Genomic DNA, 19,741 nt, shown 5'->3' with positions numbered 1-19,741 from the left:
GTCAAAAGATTGTATAGACAGACGAGAATTTCCGTTAAAATTTACATAAAAACAAGAAAAAAGCTAACAAAATGGCTTTGTATTTGTTAAATTTACATAGAGGTGTGCACAGGAGATAGTGTGATTTATCAATCAAAAAAAGTTAATATATTTGAAAATAATTTTATCTTTATAATACTATGTTAAAATCCTCTACCCTCATTTTATCTTTGGTTTTTTGCCTGTTTTCGTTAGTGAGCAGTGCGCAGACCGACAAATCCCAGCCGGCAACGGACGGGGGTAGTAAAATTGTCAGATTATATCCGAACCCCGCTACCTCCGCTATCAACTTCGAAATTCAGCAACTACATAATAACGAGCGTTTATACGATCTTATTGTATATAATTTTCTCGGAAAGAAAATTGATCAGCTGAAATCGATTGGCCAGCGTACAACGGTAAATCTGGATAATTATTACAGCGGCCTGTATATTTATCAGTTGCGCGACAGGCGTGGTAACCTGGTAGAATCCGGGAAGTTTAACGTAGTAAAATAGAGATGAATTCCCCACGATATTAAAAAAGCCGGTGCTGTGAAAGCATCGGCTTTTCTTTTACCCTTTTACATACATGTTCGACGTGTGGCCCATAAGATAGTTCGGCCTTCTAACCATATTAAAGGTAAGCACCTGCGGTGCTACCCGCCAGCACCAGATAGCCGGCAGTAAGTAACCTGGTGCAACTCTCCGCACGCAATGCGGAAATTAAAAAAGGCGCCGAAGGCGCCTTTCTAAATGTTAATTATTGCACCTCTACAATCAAAAACTTCAGGTACGTTGTATTTTCAATATTCCAGAGAATCGGGTGATCCTGTGCCTGGGTTTGGAAAGTTACCTGGCGTAGTTTCTTTTTAGCATCTTTCGCGGCCATATCAATAATCTCCAGGAACATGCTTGGCGGTACCAGGTTGGTACAGGAAGCGGTTACGAGGAAACCTCCTGGCTTCAGGAGCTTCATACCACGCAGGTTGATCTCTTTATAGCCGGTAACAGCTTTCTGGATATTTTCCCTGCTCTTGGTGAATGCCGGCGGATCAAGGATTACGACGTCAAATTTCTTTTCATCGCGGGTCCATTGTTTCAGCTGGTCAAAGGCGTTCACTGCCTGGAATTGACAGATATCCTGCAGGTTGTTCAGCTCTGCGTTACGGCGGGCGGTATTTACTGCGTGTTCAGAGATATCAAGTCCCATTACGCTTTTAGCACCATAGTAACCAGCATGACAGGAGAAAGTACCGGTATAGCAGAATGCCTCCAGTACGTCAGCACCTTTCACGATGTGCTGGATGGCGCGGCGGTTATCCTGCTGATCGAGGAAATAGCCCGTTTTCTGGCCATTTACGATATCCACATGGAATTTGAGGCCGTTTTCGTTGATGATCACGTTGGTATCAAACGGCGCACTCAGGAAACCCTTTTGCTGTTCCATACCTTCCAGTTCCCTCACCGGCACATCATTTCTTTCATATATACCTTTTGGGGAGAAGATACGGTTTAACGCATCTACGATGGCGCCTTTCCATTTTTCCATCCCCAGTGCCAGCGTCTGGATCACCAGGTAATCGTTAAATTTGTCGATGATCAGGGCTGGCAGCTCATCCGCTTCCCCAAACACGAGGCGGCAGTTTTCCACATAGCCAATTTTCTTACGGTATTCCCAGCATTTGAGCAACCTGCGGTAGAAGAACTCATCATTGATTTCCTCTGATTTATCGCGGGTGAGCAGGCGTACCAGGATCTGGGACTGAGGATTGATGTAACCACGGCCTACAAAGTGGCCCTGGTGCGTGAACACGTCCACAGTATCGCCGGCGTTTACCGGACCATCAATTTCTCCCACTTCGTTGCCGAAAACCCAGGGATGGCCTTGCAAAACCCTGTTTTGTATCTTTTTCTTTAAAAAAACTTTAGTCATTTATTGCAATTCGAGGTGCAAAGGTAAGCATTCGGCAGCAGCCATTAACATACATTCAACCGCTAATGTCAATTTGTCGCCAAATCAGCCCTTGGCAAAATAATTGACAACGTATCTTTGCAGACAATCATTACAATTATGACAGAAAACGAAAAAGACATGCATCAAGAGGAAATTAACAATACCGAAAATGAGCACAGCATGCCAGATATTAACGCTGATGAGAATATGAGTGGTACTTCGCATATGAATAATGAGTTGGAAGAATCTGGTGAACTGGAGAAAAAAGACCAGGAAATCAGAGAGCTGCGCGATAAATATCTCCGTTTGCAGGCTGAATTTGACAATTTCCGCAAACGCACTGCAAAAGAAAAATTAGAATTAATGCAAACTGCCGGCAAGGATGTTATCATATCTTTGCTCGATATACTGGACGATAGCGAGCGCGCTTCCAAACAAATGGAATCAGCCACCGAACTCCAGGCCGTAAAAGACGGTTCACAACTGGTTTTCAATAAACTGAAAAATTCACTGTACGCCAAAGGACTGAAAGAAATGGAAGCATTACACCAGCCATTTGATACAGACCTCCACGATGCCATCACCGAAATCCCTGCTCCCACTCCGGACCTGGAAGGTAAAGTGCTGGACGTGCTGCAAAAAGGCTACTATATGAATGACAAATTGATACGTCACGCGAAAGTGGTAGTAGGCAAATAAATGACGATGTGGCATATGCCACGTCGGTTGCTATGCTGACAACTGACGGAATTGCAATATTTTTTCACAGCACCAAAAACTCCACTCCAGTGGAGTTATAAGTTTTTTATATAATGTCTACCAAAAGAGATTATTACGAAGTCCTTATTGTTGCGAAAACAGCGTCGCAGGATGAGATTAAGAAGGCTTACCGCAAGGTAGCCATGCAATATCACCCGGACCGTAATCCAAACAATACTGAGGCAGAAGAGAAATTCAAAGAAGCCGCTGAAGCATATGAAGTGCTGAGCGACCCTGATAAGCGTGCGCAGTATGACCGCTTCGGTCATGCCGGCATGAATGGTGGCCGCGGCGGATTTGGAGGCGGTGGCAATATGAATATGGACGACATATTCTCCAACTTCGGTGACATTTTCGGTGATGATATCTTCGGCTCCTTCTTCGGAGGCGGCAGACCAGGTGGCGGCGGCGGCGGACGCCGTGGCAGAGGAACCCGCGGTTCCAACCTGCGCGTGAAAATCAAACTCACCTACGAAGAAATCGCTAAAGGCGCCAACAAAAAAATTAAGGTTAAAAAATACGTGTCCTGCCAGCATTGCAGCGGCCTCGGTGCGAAAGACAAAAACTCTTTCCAGGCCTGTAACACCTGCGGCGGCTCCGGACAAGTAAGAAAAGTGACTTCTACCTTCCTCGGACAGATGCAGACAGTTACCACCTGCCCTAACTGCCACGGCGAAGGACAAATCATTACCAGTAAATGTAACCACTGTAAAGGCGAAGGCCGCATGTATGGCGAAGAAACCGTCAGCATCGACATCCCAGCAGGTGTAGGCGAAGGCATGCAGCTCAGCATGAGCGGCAAAGGTAACGCAGGCGAAAGAGGCGGCGCCCCCGGTGACCTCCTCATCCTCATCGAAGAAGAACCACACCCGGAACTTCAACGTGATGGCCTCAACGTAGCCTACGACCTCTACATCTCCTTCCCTGATGCCGTATTCGGTACCTCCGTTGAAGTGCCTACCATCGACGGGAAAGCGAAAATTAAAATTCCTGCCGGTACACAAAGTGGTAAAATCTTCCGCCTCAAAGGCAAAGGCTTCCCATCCGTAAACTCCTACGACCGCGGTGATCAACTCATCCAGGTAAACGTATGGACGCCGCAAAACCTTACCGGTGACGAAAAAGATATGATCGATAAACTCAACGCCTCCGAAAACTTTAAACCTAACCCGGAAAAATCTGAAAAAGGTTTCTTCGAAAAGGTGAGAGATATTTTCAGCTAAGCGGAGTAATAAATACATTTGTATGAGGAGAGCAACAACCTAAGGTCGTTGCTCTCCTCATATTTTTTCCCGAGCTCACCAAATGCCACGCTCCTGGTGGGCTCGGGAACTGGCCTGATCCGAAGGACCAGGCCAGTTCCCACTACAGAAACAGTACTATGGACAATAAAATGCAGATGTTCGAAAACCGGCTGACGAAAGTTTACCGGCATATTTCCAAACTGGCCCGCCGCCAGCATATCACCTGCTACCGTATATACGATGACGATATCCCTGAATTCCCATTCAGTATAGAAATGTATGAAGACTACGTCTACATCGCAGAATACCACCGTAAACACGGTATGGAAGAAGAAGCGCATGAGGCATGGCTCGACAACTGCCTGGAGCTGATCAGCAAAGTGCTCAACGTGGAACCTGGTAAAATATGGGTGAAACAACGCCAGCGCAAAGAAAACAGACAAAGCCAGTACGAAAAACTCAGCACGGAAAGCCATGAAATGGTGGCCCATGAGGCCGGACTTAAATTTAAAGTCAACCTGTCCGACTACCTCGATACCGGCCTGTTCCTCGATCACCGCATGACCCGCGCCATGGTGCGTGAGGAAGCGAAAGATAAAAAAGTGCTTAACCTCTTCTGCTATACCGGCTCCTTTTCCGTGTATGCAGCCGCAGGCGGCGCTTCCCATGTTACCTCAGTGGACCTCTCCAAAACCTACCTCGCATGGGCTGAAGATAACTTCCGCCTCAATGATATCGATCCCGCCAACCACGAATTTGTTCACGCAGATGTGCTCCAGTACCTGGACAATCTCAAACTGAATACTTTCGACCTCGTGATCATGGACCCTCCTACCTTCAGCAACAGCAAGCGAATGAAGGAATTCCTGGACATTCAGCGTGATCACGTGATGCTGCTCAATAAAGTATTGCTCGCCACCAAAAAAGGAGGCGTTATCTACTTCAGCAACAACTACCGCAGGTTTGTAATGGAAAGTGATCAGATAGAAGCCAGTTCCATCAAGGATATTACGGCACAAACATTACCGTTCGATTTTCAGCAGAAGATGATCAGGCAGTGCTATAAAATTATCAAATAATATCGTTTTGCCCGGGAACCTTCGGTTCCCGGGCAAAACGAATTCCTCCGCCCAAGGCGGAGGAATTCGTTCAATTATTTCTTTTAGCAAGTTTCACCAACTTCAGAAACTCATGGCGATAGCCACTCTTATCCACTCCCACGGCCTTTTTCGCCATCGCCTCTACCATCTCCCAATTACCACAACCGCGATAAGCAGAATTACGTAACAACATACCAAACAACGCAACCGATGCTGCAAAACGATAGTCCGTTGAAGCCTCACTAAAAGCTGCGCAACCAGTCGTAATATGCAATTCCTTCTCTTCCTTAATATCACTGAAAGGGCTACGGTATGAAACCCTGATGCCCGCCAGCACACTATCGCCTACGGCTACACTATCGACAGGCAATATTTCGTATAAGGCTACCGCACTATGCCCGCTGCCTACAATACCGCCACCAATGGAATCCTTGCCGGCTCCGGCATCCGGCAGCACTTTATTTTCATAACCTATCAGCCTATACGATTTTACAGTTGCAGGATTAAACGTCACCTCGGCTTTTACATCTTTAGCGATGGTAAACAGTGTGCTGCCAAACTCCTGTGCAAAAATTTTATTGGCCTCGTCGAGGTCGTCTACATAGGCGAAGTTCCCATTGCCTTTGCCCGCCATCACCTTCAGTTTGGAGTCTTTATAATTTTTCATACCTACGCCCAGGCAGGTAAGCAGCACTCCACTTTCCCTGGCCGTGGTAATCAGCTCTTCCATCTCTTCATCACTGGAGCGCCCCACGTTGAAGTCGCCGTCTGTAGCCAGTATCACGCGGTTGTTGCCATTGGGAATAAAATGCTGACCAGCCACTTTATACGCCATTTTAATAGCCGCTTCGCCGGCGGTAGCGCCGTTGGCATTGAGGTTATCGATGGCATTGAGGATTTTTTCTTTCTGGTCGCCACTCGTAGAAGGCAGTATCACACCGGGCTCGCTGGCATAAGCCACAATAGCTACCCGGTCTTTGGCCCGCAGGTTATTCACCAGCACACGAAAGGCTGCCTGCAACAACGGGAGCTTGTTGGATGAGCCCATAGAACCGGAAGCATCGATGAGGAACACAAGATTGCTGGCTGGCAAACTATCCAGTTGCACTGCCTGCGCGCGTATCACAATCTGCAGCAGGTGGTGCATGGGCTCCCAGGGGCAGGTGGTGTAACAGCCCGATAGCTTCAGGGTTTCACCGTTGCCGGGCAGTGGATAATTGTAATGGAAATAATTTACCATCTCCTCAATCCTGACGGCATCCCTGGGCACCTTTTCCTTCTGACGCAGGAAGCGGCGGATATTACTGTAGGAGGCCCTGTCCACATCCACGGCAAAGTTGGACATAGGCGCCACACCTGTACGCTGGAATTTATTTTCGTAAGTGGCGCCGTAGGTTTCGTTGAAAAAGGTATACTCCCCAATGCCGGTATTCGTATAATTCGGGTTACTATTCCGGGAGATATTAGCCCTGGCTTTTGCCAGTGCAATCGCGTCAGCAGGAGGGCGCTGTGGCAGGAGCCTGATCACCAGGTACTCATTAGGGCGGGCATAAATGACTTTCGTTTGATAACCTTCCAGTTCCAGTTTAAGCTGTACCAACGCCTTGGTTACAGCAATGCGAAACAGGCCGTAGCTGTTCGATACCGCCAGGGCAGTATCGTTCATAACGCTTACGGAAACTCCGCTTAGGGGTTTATGGGCGGCACTGTCTTCTATTGCTCCGGAAATCCAGTTGTTTTGAGCGCTGGCGAGGTTACAGCAGAAGATCAGTAGCAAAAGCAACTTTCGCATGGATCAAATTAAATATTTCTGATGAGAAATCCATGCTTGCCGACTCATCCTGGCATAAAAAAGCCTGGTTTTTTGAGTAAAAACCAGGCTTTTTAGTCAATTTTACCGTTATCGGGTTAGATTTCCGGCTCTACCAGCTGGTAGATTTCCGGCAGGTTACGACCCAGACCATCATAGTCGAGCCCATAACCCAGCAGGAATTTATTAGGTACGGAAAATCCGAGGTAATCGATTTTGATTGGATGCACCATTGCTTCCGGTTTGGTCAGCAACGAAGCTACCATCAGTTTCTTAGGTTGCTGATGCTCGAGCTGTGGTAGAAATTGGCTTAAAGTTTTACCGGTATCCACAATATCCTCCAGGATTACAACGGTACGGTTATAGAGGTCTTCATCCAAACCGATGGCCTGCACTACATTTCCGGTAGATTTGGTGCCTTTATAAGAGGCCAGTTTAATAAAGGATATTTCTGCATCGATGTTGATATACTTAAACATATCAGCAGCGAACATAAAAGAACCATTGAGGATAGCAATAAACAACGGGCGTTCCCCTTTCAGGTCTGTATTGATCTGGGCCGCCATTTCCTTAATACGCTGCTGCAAATCGGCCGCATTGATATAAGGTTGAAACTGTTTGTCATGCACTGTGATTACCGACATAAATACTCATTTCCATTTTAACAATTAAAAGCACAAAAAGATGCGTGCTTACTTTCCCACAAGCAGGCGCTGGCCGATTTTAATATCGAAGCCCTGCAAATTATTCCACTCCTGTAATTGCGTTACAGTTCTGTTATACATTTTTGCGATGCCGTACAGTGTTTCTTTAGGCTGTACATCATGGTACTGCTGACCACTGGATTTTACCGGTGCAGGCGTGGTTCTCACTGGTGCCGGCGCAGGCCCTGCAGGCGCTGGTTTTGGCATAGTGGCTTTTACCGGCACAGTGGTTTCGGCATTGTCCGGTTCTACTACCACTGGTACAGGCACACCGCCTGGTTTAGAAGGAGGTATGGACGCAACGCCGCCGGTAGCAGGTTTGGCCATCTCCTCTTTAATATCTTTAACCATTTTACCAGGTGAAAAATCTTCCGGTTCCTGTTCTTCTTCTTTTAAGATCCTCGTAGCTTTTGCCAGTGCAGGTGTTTTGGAAGAATAGCCATTCAGCGCCAGTTGCTGGCCGGAAGCCGCTTCTTCTCCTTCATGCAGTTTATTTCTGCGGCGCAGCCATTTGATCTGGATACCCTCTGCCTGTGCTACATCATGGGTAGTTTCATTACCTGCTACCACATGATAATCCTTACTACCGCGTTTAGATTTCTTTTGCAGGAATATGATCATATCTTTCTTCAGTGGTGCATCGCTGGGCAGATCGTTGAAGCGAACCAGTTTGCTGAGGCGGATATCCCGCTGACTTGCCAGGGCAATCAGTGAAGTACCTGCTTTAGCGTAAATCACTTTACGACCATTGATTTCAAATACTCCTTTAGGGTAATTTCCTGCTACCGGCTTACTGGATTTAACCGGGCGGGAGGCGGTGCTGTTATTATTCACAGGAGCAGTGCCCGTGTTGTTATTTACCGGCCTTGGCTTAGGATTCACTACAGTACCGGCGATAGCAGCATTTTCAGCAGCCACGGCTTCCGGTGATAACTTGCCTAATGCCACCAGTGAGTAGCGTTGCAGGTTATTGTCCTCAATTACTTTTATCAGCTGCTGCGGATAGGTTTTATTAGTGGCGTAACCTGCCTGTTTGAGGCCATAGGCCCATGACTTATAGTCTTCGCCATCAAACTGAAAGAGAAAACCATAACGGGGGTTGTTACGCAGAAAATCGGAGTGATCCCGATACGATTCACCAGCCGTTTCGTATACACGAAAACATTCCTGCGCTTCATCGTCATCGTATTTAATGGTTTTGCCGGTCCAGGTATTTTTACATTTAATACCGAAGTGATTGTTGGACTGCTGGCAGAGCGTACCGTTGCCGGACTGGGTTTCCACCACTCCCTGCGCCAGTGTAATGGAAGCAGGAACGCCGGAGCGGCGCTGCTCATCAATAGCCAGCTGGTAATAGGTGGCTATATATTGCTGGGTGGTAATTCTCTGTGCCTTCACCAGCAATGCGGAGCCAAGAAGAAAACAGACCACCAACAAGAATTTTCTTACTTGCATGTATGTTAGAATTTAATGGGCATGATTCATTGTGATGCCTACTTCTTCCTGATCAACAACACACCATCACGGATAGTTAATAATACTTGTTCGGCCCTGTCATCTGCGAGCACTTTTTCACAGAACCTCACCATCGCCTTAGCCTGGCTGCCACGCTCATTTTCAGGCAGCAACACCTGGCCATGATACAATACATTATCAGCGAGGATAAAACCACCTGGGCGGAGCTTATCCCAAACCTGGTCGTAATAATGTTCATATCCGGCTTTATCGGCGTCAATAAATACCAGGTCAAACACTTCATTCAGTGAGTTAATTACCTCCGCTGCCTTCCCGATATGCAGCTGAATCCTGCCAGCATTTCCGGTGGCCTCCCAGTATTTACGACACAATGTTTCCAGTTCTTCATTTACATCTACCGTATGTAAAATACCTTCCGGCTGCAGGCCCTGTGCGAGACAGATAGCGGAATAACCGGTGTAGGTACCCAGTTCAAGAATACGCATGGGGCGTATCATATGACTGACCATACTGAGTAATTGCCCTTGTACATGGCCGCTCAGCATGTGCGGCTGCTCTACTTTCAGATATGTTTCCCTGTGAAGTTGGTATAATAACTCACTTTCAGGGGTTGTATATTTTTCTGAAAATTGCTCCACAGCTACCGGTATCAGCTCCATATATAAAATTTCTGCAAAGCTAAAGAAAACCGCTAAGCTTTGAACACCTGCCTATAAATAGTAAACGCCACAGTATAGCAGTTTATGCGTAACTGTGGCGTATAAATGAGCAATTATGGCCTGTTTTATCAGAAGTTTGGTCTGAGTTTATTGGTGGTATAAAACACCCGGAAATACTCCACCACTTCATCAGCAGTATCAAATAGCTGCAGCAAATCGAGGTCTGCCGGATTGATATTGCTTTCCTTTTCCATCATGGTGTTGCGAATCCACTCCAGCAGTCCGCTCCAGTACTCTCTGCCTACCAATACCATGGGTGTTTCTTCCATCTTTTTGGTTTGAATGAGGGTGGCTACTTCAAAAAACTCATCCATTGTGCCAAAGCCACCAGGCATCATCACGAAGCCCTGGGAGTATTTGGTAAACATCACTTTCCTTACAAAGAAGTAATCGAAATTGAGCCGTTTGTCGTTATCGAGGTATGGATTAGGGTATTGCTCGTGTGGCAGGGTAATATTGGCGCCTACCGACTTTCCACCGGCACGCTGAGCGCCTTTATTGGCGGCTTCCATCACGCCGGGTCCTCCGCCGGTAATGATACCAAAACCTTCCTCTGCGAGACGGAATGCTATTTCCTCAGAGAGGTCATAGTAGCGGTTTCCAGGCTTTGTACGTGCGGAACCAAATATAGAAATGCAGGGACCTATTTTTGCGAGTGATTCAAAACCATCGACGAATTCCGCCATGATCTTGAAGATTTGCCAACTTGAATGAGCTCTAGTTTCTGTCCAATCTCTTTCCTTTAAATTCTTTAATCTATCATTCATGCTTTGTCATTTATGCTAAGGCTCAATTTAGGATTTTTTTGCGGGAAAGGACCTTGTTTTGTTTACTGGCCGGGAGTTTCTTTCGCACCTTCGGTGCGAGAGAAACTCCCGGTTCGGAGAAGGGCTACTGGCCCTTCTCCGAACCGGCAATAGACGCAGGATATAAAAAAAGCAGGTAACTCAAAAGAAACCTGCTTTCCATTTAACACGTTATGAACGTGCAGCAAAGCTCTTCATACTATGCTGCAGAAACGTTGCGAAGCTGGCTAATTTTCATAACGGTTAATAGGGGCTTAAATTATTGCATATTTAGGCAATAACCTAATTTTAGTTTTACGTATATACACTAAGTATAGAAACGGGAATGCCCCACAGTGTGCATACAGCACACACTGCAGGGCATGTTTTGATTGTTCACTGTACTATTGGTAGCGACCAGCTACAATTTCTTCTGCGAGGCCGAAGGACAGCGTCATACCGGCGCCACCAAGGCCATTAACGATGGTCACATCCTTTTCCGGCGCAAAAACCAGGTCAGTATTGCCATTTTTCAGTTTCGGATAAATGCCGTGCCACTGCTCCTGGATGGTGAAATCAGGCGCCTGTAGAAACGTATGCATGTATTTGAGAATAAGCTCGTTGATAAACGCTTTATCGAATGGTTCAAAGTCGGGGCCATACTCGTGCGAATCCCCGATGGTGAGCTCTCCCGCGCCGTTTTGAGAAATCAGCAGGTGAATACCCCATTTCATATAATCAGGCATTTCAGCTTCCGCACGTTTACGTACAGCCTCCAGCGTAGTACAGCTGTTAAAGGCGGAATAATGCAGCAAAGTAAGGCCTGCACAGAGTGCAGGGCCCAGCTGCCAGTTGCCCGGCTGCGGCACGGTGCGCATCATCTGGAGTTTGCACTTAGTGAGGTATGCCTTAGAAAACTCAGCAGGATAAAGGGTTTCAAAGTCGGCCCCACTACATACATACACCTGATCCACTTTCCATTGCTCGTCCTTTGTTTCAATATAAGGCAGGTTGATGCCATTTACGGCAGTGCCAAAACGCACCGTTACTTTCATCACTTCTTCCAGGTATTGCGCTATCGTAGCACTGGCCTGTCGGGGGTTTACGGTCATTTCCGTTTTGCTCCACATGGCGCCCAGCAGTCCTTGCTGCTTTACCGCCTGGGAGTATCCGGTTATTTTTTCGGGAGATATTAAAGCACAGTCATAACCATTGGCTGCGGCATTGCCTGTGAATTCCTCCAGCACGGCCAGTTCATCCGGGTTGTACGCGAGATGCAATGATCCGGTTTGCTGACACTGTAAACCGGTGGCTGCGGCCAGTTCCAGCCATGTTTCACGGCTGTGCATGGCGCGGTTATACATTTTACCTGCGGTTTGCCCGATGGGCCATACCAGCCCGAAATTGCGTATGCTGGCGCTGATGGCTTTACTGTTACGTTCAAATAATACGACCTTTCTGCCTTGTTTGGCCAGTTTGTAAGCCATGGCCAGGCCTACAATACCTGCGCCTATTACGGCTACCTCCGCCTGTTGCTGTTGCATGGTGTTGAAAATATTTTTAGATGATGTGGAGTAATTCGTCGAGTTGTGCGATCAGGTGTGTATGCGGGCCTCTGGCCAGCTCCTCACGGGTGTAGGCGCCGGTGGTAACACCTGCTACAACTGCGCATCCTGCATTGGTGCCCTCTTCCAGGTCGGAGGTGGTGTCACCGATTTTTGCTACCTGCGCTATGCTGGCAATTTCCAGCTGCTCCATGATGCGATAGATCATGTACGGGTAAGGGCGGCCGTGCGGTACTTCATCGCTGGTGGCTACGGCATCTACGAGGCCGTTTGCCTGCCAGCCGGTACGTTGTAAAATCACATTGGTGATATCTCTGTCGAAACCCGTATCCAGCGCTATTTTGATGCCTTTCCGCTTCAGCGCTGCAAATACTTCCGATACGCCTTCTTTTTCACGAACCGCCGGATTAGTGGCATAGTGCGATTTCATATTGTTCACAAAAAGGGCATGCAGTTCCAGGATATAGGCGTCATCGTTATAACGCGGATGCTGCCTGGCGCGCAGCAGGTAACGGATCGCAAAGGGCTTGGCATATCCCATCACTTCATTTACCTCGTCCACCGTCACATCCACACCGGCGGTTTTTAACGCCTGTTGCAATACCAGGGCAACATTGGACTCATCATGCAGGGTGGTGCCCGCAATATCAAAAACAGCTAACTGTATTCCCATCTGGCTAAGTTTATAATTACCACACAAAGGTAGTATTCATACTAAAATAAAGTTTAGCATTTATAAACATTTAACACAGGGTTAATCTAACCCTTTCCACTTGGGAATATGCAGTAATTAGAAGCCCATGCCTACGCCGGCTCTGTAAATCAGTTGATTGTTGTAAGGAGAACGGTCGTCCTGGAGTACATCATAGAGCACAGAGAAACTGATGCCTACCCTGCCGCCTACGCCTTGCGTATAACCTGCGCCCAGCAGTAAACTAGGCACACCGTAGTTGGATTTAAAAGTGGACTTATCCCCCAGGTTGGGATAATCGTAAATAGTGCTTTTTTCAGAAATCCCGTTGTATTCCGGCTGTACATGCACGAACAGCTGTGGTATAGGATATACACGTCCCCATACGCCACCACCAAAGATGGTGTAGGTATTGCGTTCGGTGGTTACATCATAAATATCGCGATAACGAATCTGGCCGTATTGGGCGTTGATATTGGCACCGGCGGCAATATAATCGTTAAACCGGTAACCTGCCAGCGGACTGATATTTACATTGGTATAGTCGCCAAATACCGCACCAATGGAACCTCCCACAATCAGGCGATTGGGGTCAAATCCTTTTTGAGCGGCAGGGGCCTGCTGCGCTTGTGCTGGGCCCTGGCGGCGGGTAGCGTCAGTCTGATAATACTGGGCATTCACCGACTGTATGCCGGCCATTAAAAACAAACCCAAAAGCAGTTTCTTCATATATCGGTATTTAACAGTCAAATATTTTTCCTCTGTTGAGGATATTATTGGGATCAAATATCTGCTTTATTTGCTTCATAATACGGAGGGAGGTATCATCAAACACGATATCGAGGTAATTCTTTTGTACCAGCCCAATGCCATGTTCGCCGGAAATAGTTCCCTTCAATGCTTTCACCAGCTGGAAGATTTCGCGGATACCCTCCGTGAGCGTGCCGTTCCACTGTTCCTCCGTCAGACTGCCACGGATGATGTTTACATGCAGATTACCATCGCCGGCATGGCCATAGCATACTGAATGAAACCCGTATTTCGCCCCTATCTCCTTAACGCCTTTGAGCAGTACGGGCAGCTCCGCCCTTGGTACTACCGTGTCTTCTTCCTTATAAACAGAATTAGCCTTTACTGCTTCCGCCACTCTCCTGCGCAACTTCCACAACTCATCCTTTTGAGTGGAGTCTTCCGCAAATAATATCTCCCCGATATCATATCCTTCCACAATACCGGCAATGCCTTCCATTTCCTGCATCAGCACTTCCGGGTAATTACCGTCTACTTCAATCAGCAAATGCGCCTGGATATCATCTTCAATTTGCACTGTAGATGCATCCACAAACCGGGTTACCCACAGTAAGGCATCCCGTTCCATAAACTCCATGGCACTTGGGGTATAACCTGCCCTGAAAATCGCACTCACCGCTGCGCAGGCACTTTCCGCCGACCGGAACGGCACCAGCATCAGCAAATCGTTTGTAGGCAAAGGAATGAGGCGCAGTACTATTTTGGTAACAATGCCCAAAGTGCCTTCACTGCCCACGATCAGTTGCGTGAGGTTATAGCCGGTGGAATTCTTCAATACATTTGCGCCTGTCCAGATCACCTCCCCGGATGGCAACACCACTTCCAGGTTTAGCACGTAATCCTTTACCACACCATATTTCACAGCCTTAGGCCCACCTGAATTTTCAGCGATATTTCCACCTATAAAACAGGTACCCCTGCTGCTGGGATCAGGCGGGTAAAACAGCCCTTTTTCCTTTACGGTATTTTGGAGCACTTCTGTGATAACTCCCGGTTCGGTGGTTACCTGCAGATTCCTTTCGTCTATCTCAATAATCTTATTAAATCTTTCCATGGATAGGAGCACCCCTCCCAACTGCGGCAGTGCGCCGCCACTAAGGCCAGTACCGCCACCACGTGGGGTTACGGGCAGCAGTTCCTGCTGACAGAGCTGCATAATTTTGCTTACCTGGTCCGTGGTTTCCGGCTTTACCACCACCTCCGGCAGGAAGTGTAAATCTTCGGTTTCGTCCTGTGCATAGCGGTCTAAGCTCTCCTCATCCACCAGCACATTTTTGTCTCCTGCTATTTCACGTAATGCCGCAATATGCGCAGCAGTTACCTTATTCAATGTGGTCATGTAACAAAAGTAATCAATAAGCAGAAAATTTAGAACGAAGGGCAGAAGGTAGACCTTACTGCATCGGTAAATGCACGGTTCCGGTATAAGCCAGTGTAGATGATGCCGATTTCATAAGCCCCCCTGCGGCTGTTGGCAGCAGAGAGCTGTGAGGTGGTTACATCATAGCTGAACATGAGCTTCACCGTACTTAACTGGTAACCTACCATGGCAATCACCGCATCGTTGCCCCGATAGTAAATACCGCCGTAGGCCTGCTGTGAACCATCACCGGAAACATTGTAGGCAGCATGCATGCCCACCGCCAGCTCCGAAGTATTTACCTGCTTACTGTAATATGCACCGGGGTTGAGTATTACCATGTCGCTCACCTTGATACTGGCATTCAGAAAGCCAATGTAGCGGCGGGGAACAATGTTATCCGAATCATAAAAGGTTTCGCGTGGCTTATTCACATGGTGCACGGAAAACCCGGCATTCACATAAATATTATCGGTTGGAAAGTAGGCATAGTTCATACCTACCTGTAAATCAAAGTAATTGGTACTGGATGCATTGATAGGTTCGGCGGTAGGTACCCGCGCATCAAAGAATTTACCATTCCACTGGTCACCAAAAACCAGCTTGGTTATGTCCACTCTTTTATTGGCCGTACCTGCATTGAAACCGAGGGAGAGTAAACTACTGTTGCCCAGCAACTGGTGATAGGCAATAGATCCGTATGCCTTGGTGGAAGAGAGATTTCCCGCCCCCGCCACATCACGGAGTATCACGCCTCCCAAACCTACCCAGCCATACTCCAGGCGGTCCCGGAATAGTTGCCAGTCGCCAAACACTGACATCGTTTTATAAGGTACCGGAATAGATGTCCACTGATCGCGATAATTGACCCCAATACGATAGTTACCATCCGGAATAAACCCTGTATTGGCAGGGTTGGTAGTCAACGGCGAGTTGAAGAACTGCGAAAAATGCAGGTCCTGGGAATAGCCATTCAATCCGGTGGTTAGCAACAGGAACATGCCCGCTGCGATTTTAACTAGCTGCTTCATGGGTCATCATCTTAACAAGGTTACACTACCCTGACGGCTACCTTTGGTGCCATCGTTAAATTCTAAACTCACTACGTATGCGTATGCATCCATAGGCATTACTTCTCCTTTAAACTTACCATCCCAGCCCTGCCTGAAATCATTGGTTTCGAACATCAGTTGTCCCCAGCGACTAAAGATTTTCAGGTTGAATTTGGCCACCGCAAATGCCTTGATATAAAATACATCATTTATACCGTCGTTGTTCGGTGAAAATGCATTTGGCACATCAAATAATGGCACCACAATCGCATTCACATCCTTACAGGTGGTATGGGCGCAACCTTCCGGATTGGAAGCTGTCAAACAAACCGTGAATGTACCGGTGGTATTAAACTGATGTACCGGATTGGCTACCGAAGTGGTATCTCCATCTCCAAAATTCCAGAGATAAGACTGTGCACCCGAACTGTTATTCGTAAAGGTAACCGGCGTATTTTCTATGGCCTTGTTAGGCGTAAATTCAAAATCAGCCACCGGCAGCGGTGCTACCAGCACCTTTTGAACGATACTGTCCTTTTCGTTACAGGTGGTAAGATCCGTAGCTACCAGCTTCACATCAAAAGTACCAGGCACGTTAAAGGTATGCAGCGGATAAGGGTCAGTGGATTGGGAGTTATCATCCCCGAAAGTCCACAGGAAGGTTTGTCCACCGAGCGAGGTATTATCCAGCTTGATTGTTTCACCCACACAAACGGTATCCGGCATTTCAAACTGTGCTGTAACGTTTACGGCTACACGCAATGGAAGATTCAGTACTTCCGGCGCATTACAGAAATTAGTATCCCGCAGCATCAGCGACACGTTATACAATCCTGGTCCGGGATAAGTATGTTTGAATGGGAAGGTAGGCGGATTCTGGAGCACATACACCGCAGGCCCATCCCCATAATTGAAAATAAACGAACTGTCCCTGAAGGCACCGGAACCCGGGTTGGAGTTGTTCAGGAACTCGTATTCCAGCGACTCACACGGCGGGAGGCGATTAGCTACCAGGTCCAGCGTAGCGCGGTTGGTTCCCAGTTTAACCTGTATGTATGCAGTATCTGCCCCGTTACAGGTGCTTGCATCGGATTTGATGAGTCGGACTGTATAAGTGCCCACGTTCGGATAAGGGTGCGTAACCGTATCCAGCGCATTGCCGGTAACTTCCGGACTACCATCACCAAAGTCCCAGCGGTAGAAGGATGTATTCACATACACCTGTGTGGTATCAATGAAAGTAATGGTTTCGGGTATGCAATAATTATTTTTTCTTTCCAGCGTCTTGATCCCTGCTTTCACCCCGTCGAGGTTGAAAGCGATTTTGAGTGCACCATAGTTGCAGGAGCGCGGAGGCGTGCTGCTGTAGGCGCCAGGGGTGGTAGGATAGCGTGGGCGGGAGTCGCTACCGGTCTGGCACCAGGCACAGATGCCCTGGTAGATAATCCCATTTCTGTCGAACCGGCTGGTACCGCCATCCACGTGTTCAAACAACCCTGAGCCACCAAAGTAGCTACCAAACAGGATGTCGGTCACATCTTTCTGTAACACAATAAAATAAAAATCCATACCGTCTGTCAGGTTCTGTAATGGATTTTTCAGGGGCAATCCGCCCACACCGGAGTTGGGGTAACCTTCTGCCGGGTTGATACCGCCACCCCATCCGGAAACGTAGACATTTTCGCAGCGGTCCACCAGGAAAGCGGTAGGACTGATGGAAGGCAGTCGCGAAGAGGTTCTTGCTTTACCAAACGTGGTCGAATACACGACGTCCGAGAGGTTGGGCTGGAACTTCATAATGAACTGCGCAGAGTTCTGGTTAAAGAACGTGGCAGTGCCGGCTGGTTGTTTGATTGGCCATACTCCCTCGGTAGTTCCTGTCACATATACGTAACCGTTATTATCCAGCTGGATACCATAGATCTGATCGGCCATACCGTCTGTAGAGCCTACATAGGTGGCCTGCTGAATGGCGGAACCATCACTGGAAATATGTGCAATAAAACCATCGCAGGCGCCACCGGTAAAAGTGGGGCCGGCCACGGAGGCGGTTACTTTAAAGTCGTCGCTATTGGTACCACCTGCCACGTAGAGCGATTGCAGATCGTTTAATGCAATCACAAATGCGGCGTCATCGCCTTTGCCACCCAGGTAGGAGGCCCAAACCACATCCTGGCACATGGGGTTTAATTTGAGTACCACCCCATCCTGGTTACCACCATGGGTAGTTTGGAAGGCGCCGCCGGTGGCAGGAAAATCGCTGGAGCGGGTACAGGAGGCCACATAAATATAGCCGGCACCGTCTACCACTACTTCGCTGCGGGCATCGTCGCCATAGTTGCGCAGCAGGCCAGTGGCGCCGCCGGCACGCTGATCTCTCATGTTCACGCCATCATCGGCAGAACCACCGATCACCAGTGACCCCACCATACTACCGCCATCGGCGGAGAGCATGGAAACGGCAATATCCCAACCGCCGCGTTTACCAATTAACTTATCCATGGGGTAATTGCCGGATTTTGTTCTCCCCGAAATTACCAGTTGCTTATTTCTGTTTACAAAGAGCGAATGTGGTTGTTCCGCACCACTGCCACCAATGAAAGTACAGTACACGAGGCCGGTACCATTGGGGGTAAACTTCTGAATGCCTATGTCTATTTCACCACCGCCATAAGAAGTTTGGTAGGCACCATTGGTAACCGGGAAATCGCGGCCAAACACGATACCACCGCCGTAGAAGAAACCATCATCGTCGTAGGTAGCGGTAAAGCCCCAGTTATCAGAGCGGGAGCCGGAAACAGTGGAAAACACATACACCGGATCGATGATAAGGTCGTAATCCTTATTATAGGAACTATTGATTTTAAAACCGACTTTATTACCACTAAGTTTATAACTAACCTTTACGGATACACGCTCACCATTTACGTATTGGTAAGCATAGGGCAATTGTTCCGTAACATCGCCAACGCTGGTGTGGATAATCAGTTGACCTTTTTTGATTTCCATGCCGGTGGCACCCTCGTAATTGAGGAGGATTTCATCCGGATTACCGCCGGGGTGCACAATCATGTCGTACTTGAGTTTGGAGGCTTCGGAGTACACATGTGCGTCAATATTTTTATATAGGGAGATGTAATTCACGCCCTGGTAGGATGACACGTGGGAGGCCCATTTGGAGCGGTCATCGCCAATGAAGTAGTTGTTATAGAACTCCTGTTTTTTTTCTGGTTCCAGTACAACATTGGGGTTAGCGTTCACGAAAGAAACGGTATAGGCGTGGTTTCTGACGGTAGGCATGGCCGTTGGAAACGGTTCTTTTCTGTCGATGGTGCCTACTACTTTGTCGCCTACATATTTACGATCGTTTACATAAAGTGTATCAGATTTATGCACATGTCCGTGTACAAACTCTTCTACTTTATCCAGGTCGTCCGGATGCTGGAGTACAAACCGGAAGCCGTCTTTGAGCAGGAATACCGCTGCTGCGTCCAGGTCGGATTTGTAGCGTACCTGGGCATCCCATTGTCCTTTATTCTCCGCGAAATTAAGCGGGGAATAATTAGTTAGATTAGCTGTTTGCTGCGCTCTGGTGGAGGTAGACAGCAAAAAGAGGATAATCGTTCCAACAAATCCGATCGGGAGGGTAAATTTCAACGGGATAAGATTTTTAATTATCTGAAAAAACTAAT

Annotated in this window: 16 protein-coding genes; 4 read left to right on the top strand and 12 right to left on the bottom strand. The window is 47.8% G+C overall.

What is annotated here, in order from left to right; all coding sequences use genetic code 11:
• The first annotated feature begins 179 nt into the window (after positions 1-179).
• Entirely contained in the window at positions 180-536 is a 357-nt protein-coding gene (locus KW844_RS25210; RefSeq protein ID WP_073077505.1) for a T9SS type A sorting domain-containing protein, read from the top strand.
• Positions 537-780: 244 nt separating this feature from the next.
• On the opposite strand, the gene KW844_RS25205 is transcribed toward KW844_RS25210, so the two are convergent.
• Positions 781-1,953, bottom strand: a complete 1,173-nt coding sequence (locus tag KW844_RS25205) for a class I SAM-dependent rRNA methyltransferase (protein ID WP_218379561.1) — start codon at positions 1,951-1,953, stop codon at positions 781-783.
• 159 nt (positions 1,954-2,112) lie between these two features.
• On the opposite strand from KW844_RS25205, the gene KW844_RS25200 reads away from it, so the two are divergent.
• From KW844_RS25200 to KW844_RS25190, 3 genes are all read left to right on the top strand, one after another.
• Positions 2,113-2,673, top strand: a complete 561-nt coding sequence (locus KW844_RS25200; RefSeq protein WP_218379560.1) for a nucleotide exchange factor GrpE — start codon at positions 2,113-2,115, stop codon at positions 2,671-2,673.
• 113 nt (positions 2,674-2,786) lie between these two features.
• Positions 2,787-3,956, top strand: a complete 1,170-nt coding sequence (dnaJ, locus tag KW844_RS25195) for a molecular chaperone DnaJ (RefSeq protein ID WP_218379559.1) — start codon at positions 2,787-2,789, stop codon at positions 3,954-3,956.
• Positions 3,957-4,114: 158 nt separating this feature from the next.
• A complete protein-coding gene (locus KW844_RS25190; RefSeq protein ID WP_255578622.1) occupies positions 4,115-5,056 on the top strand; it encodes a class I SAM-dependent methyltransferase in 942 nt (313 codons plus the stop codon).
• 70 nt (positions 5,057-5,126) lie between these two features.
• Here KW844_RS25190 and KW844_RS25185 read toward each other — a convergent pair whose 3' ends face one another.
• The 11 genes from KW844_RS25185 to KW844_RS25135 form a co-directional block, all read right to left on the bottom strand.
• Complete coding sequence (locus KW844_RS25185; RefSeq protein ID WP_218379558.1) at positions 5,127-6,869, bottom strand: von Willebrand factor type A domain-containing protein; 1,743 nt, start codon at positions 6,867-6,869, stop codon at positions 5,127-5,129.
• A 116-nt stretch (positions 6,870-6,985) separates the two neighbouring features.
• Positions 6,986-7,531, bottom strand: a complete 546-nt coding sequence (gene hpt, locus KW844_RS25180) for a hypoxanthine phosphoribosyltransferase (protein ID WP_218379557.1) — start codon at positions 7,529-7,531, stop codon at positions 6,986-6,988.
• A 48-nt stretch (positions 7,532-7,579) separates the two neighbouring features.
• A complete protein-coding gene (locus tag KW844_RS25175) occupies positions 7,580-9,046 on the bottom strand; it encodes a glucosaminidase domain-containing protein (protein ID WP_218379556.1) in 1,467 nt (488 codons plus the stop codon).
• 38 nt (positions 9,047-9,084) lie between these two features.
• Positions 9,085-9,726: an O-methyltransferase gene (locus KW844_RS25170; protein WP_218379555.1), complete on the bottom strand. Its 642-nt coding sequence runs from the start codon at positions 9,724-9,726 to the stop codon at positions 9,085-9,087.
• 128 nt (positions 9,727-9,854) lie between these two features.
• A complete protein-coding gene (locus KW844_RS25165) occupies positions 9,855-10,472 on the bottom strand; it encodes a TIGR00730 family Rossman fold protein (protein ID WP_255578621.1) in 618 nt (205 codons plus the stop codon).
• A gap of 503 nt (positions 10,473-10,975) precedes the next feature.
• Positions 10,976-12,115: a TIGR03364 family FAD-dependent oxidoreductase gene (locus tag KW844_RS25160; protein ID WP_218379553.1), complete on the bottom strand. Its 1,140-nt coding sequence runs from the start codon at positions 12,113-12,115 to the stop codon at positions 10,976-10,978.
• A 16-nt stretch (positions 12,116-12,131) separates the two neighbouring features.
• Positions 12,132-12,809, bottom strand: coding sequence for an HAD hydrolase-like protein (locus KW844_RS25155; RefSeq protein WP_218379552.1), 678 nt, complete (start codon positions 12,807-12,809; stop codon positions 12,132-12,134).
• A gap of 117 nt (positions 12,810-12,926) precedes the next feature.
• On the bottom strand, positions 12,927-13,556 hold the full coding sequence (locus tag KW844_RS25150; RefSeq protein WP_218379551.1) for a hypothetical protein: 630 nt from the start codon (positions 13,554-13,556) through the stop codon (positions 12,927-12,929).
• A 10-nt stretch (positions 13,557-13,566) separates the two neighbouring features.
• Complete coding sequence (locus KW844_RS25145; protein ID WP_218379550.1) at positions 13,567-14,976, bottom strand: FAD-binding oxidoreductase; 1,410 nt, start codon at positions 14,974-14,976, stop codon at positions 13,567-13,569.
• A 29-nt stretch (positions 14,977-15,005) separates the two neighbouring features.
• The gene (locus KW844_RS25140; RefSeq protein WP_218379549.1) at positions 15,006-16,028 is read right to left on the bottom strand and encodes a PorP/SprF family type IX secretion system membrane protein; all 1,023 of its coding nucleotides are present in this window, start codon (positions 16,026-16,028) and stop codon (positions 15,006-15,008) included.
• A 6-nt stretch (positions 16,029-16,034) separates the two neighbouring features.
• Positions 16,035-19,706 carry a gliding motility-associated C-terminal domain-containing protein gene (locus tag KW844_RS25135; RefSeq protein WP_218379548.1) on the bottom strand — a complete coding sequence of 1,224 codons (3,672 nt, stop codon included), beginning with the start codon at positions 19,704-19,706 and terminating at the stop codon, positions 16,035-16,037.
• Positions 19,707-19,741 lie beyond the last annotated feature (35 nt).

This window comes from Chitinophaga sp. sic0106 (genome assembly GCF_019219075.1).
GTDB lineage: Bacteria > Bacteroidota > Bacteroidia > Chitinophagales > Chitinophagaceae > Chitinophaga.
The sequence above is the reverse complement of the archived record's forward strand: the minus strand, read 5'-3'. Positions and strand labels throughout refer to the sequence as shown.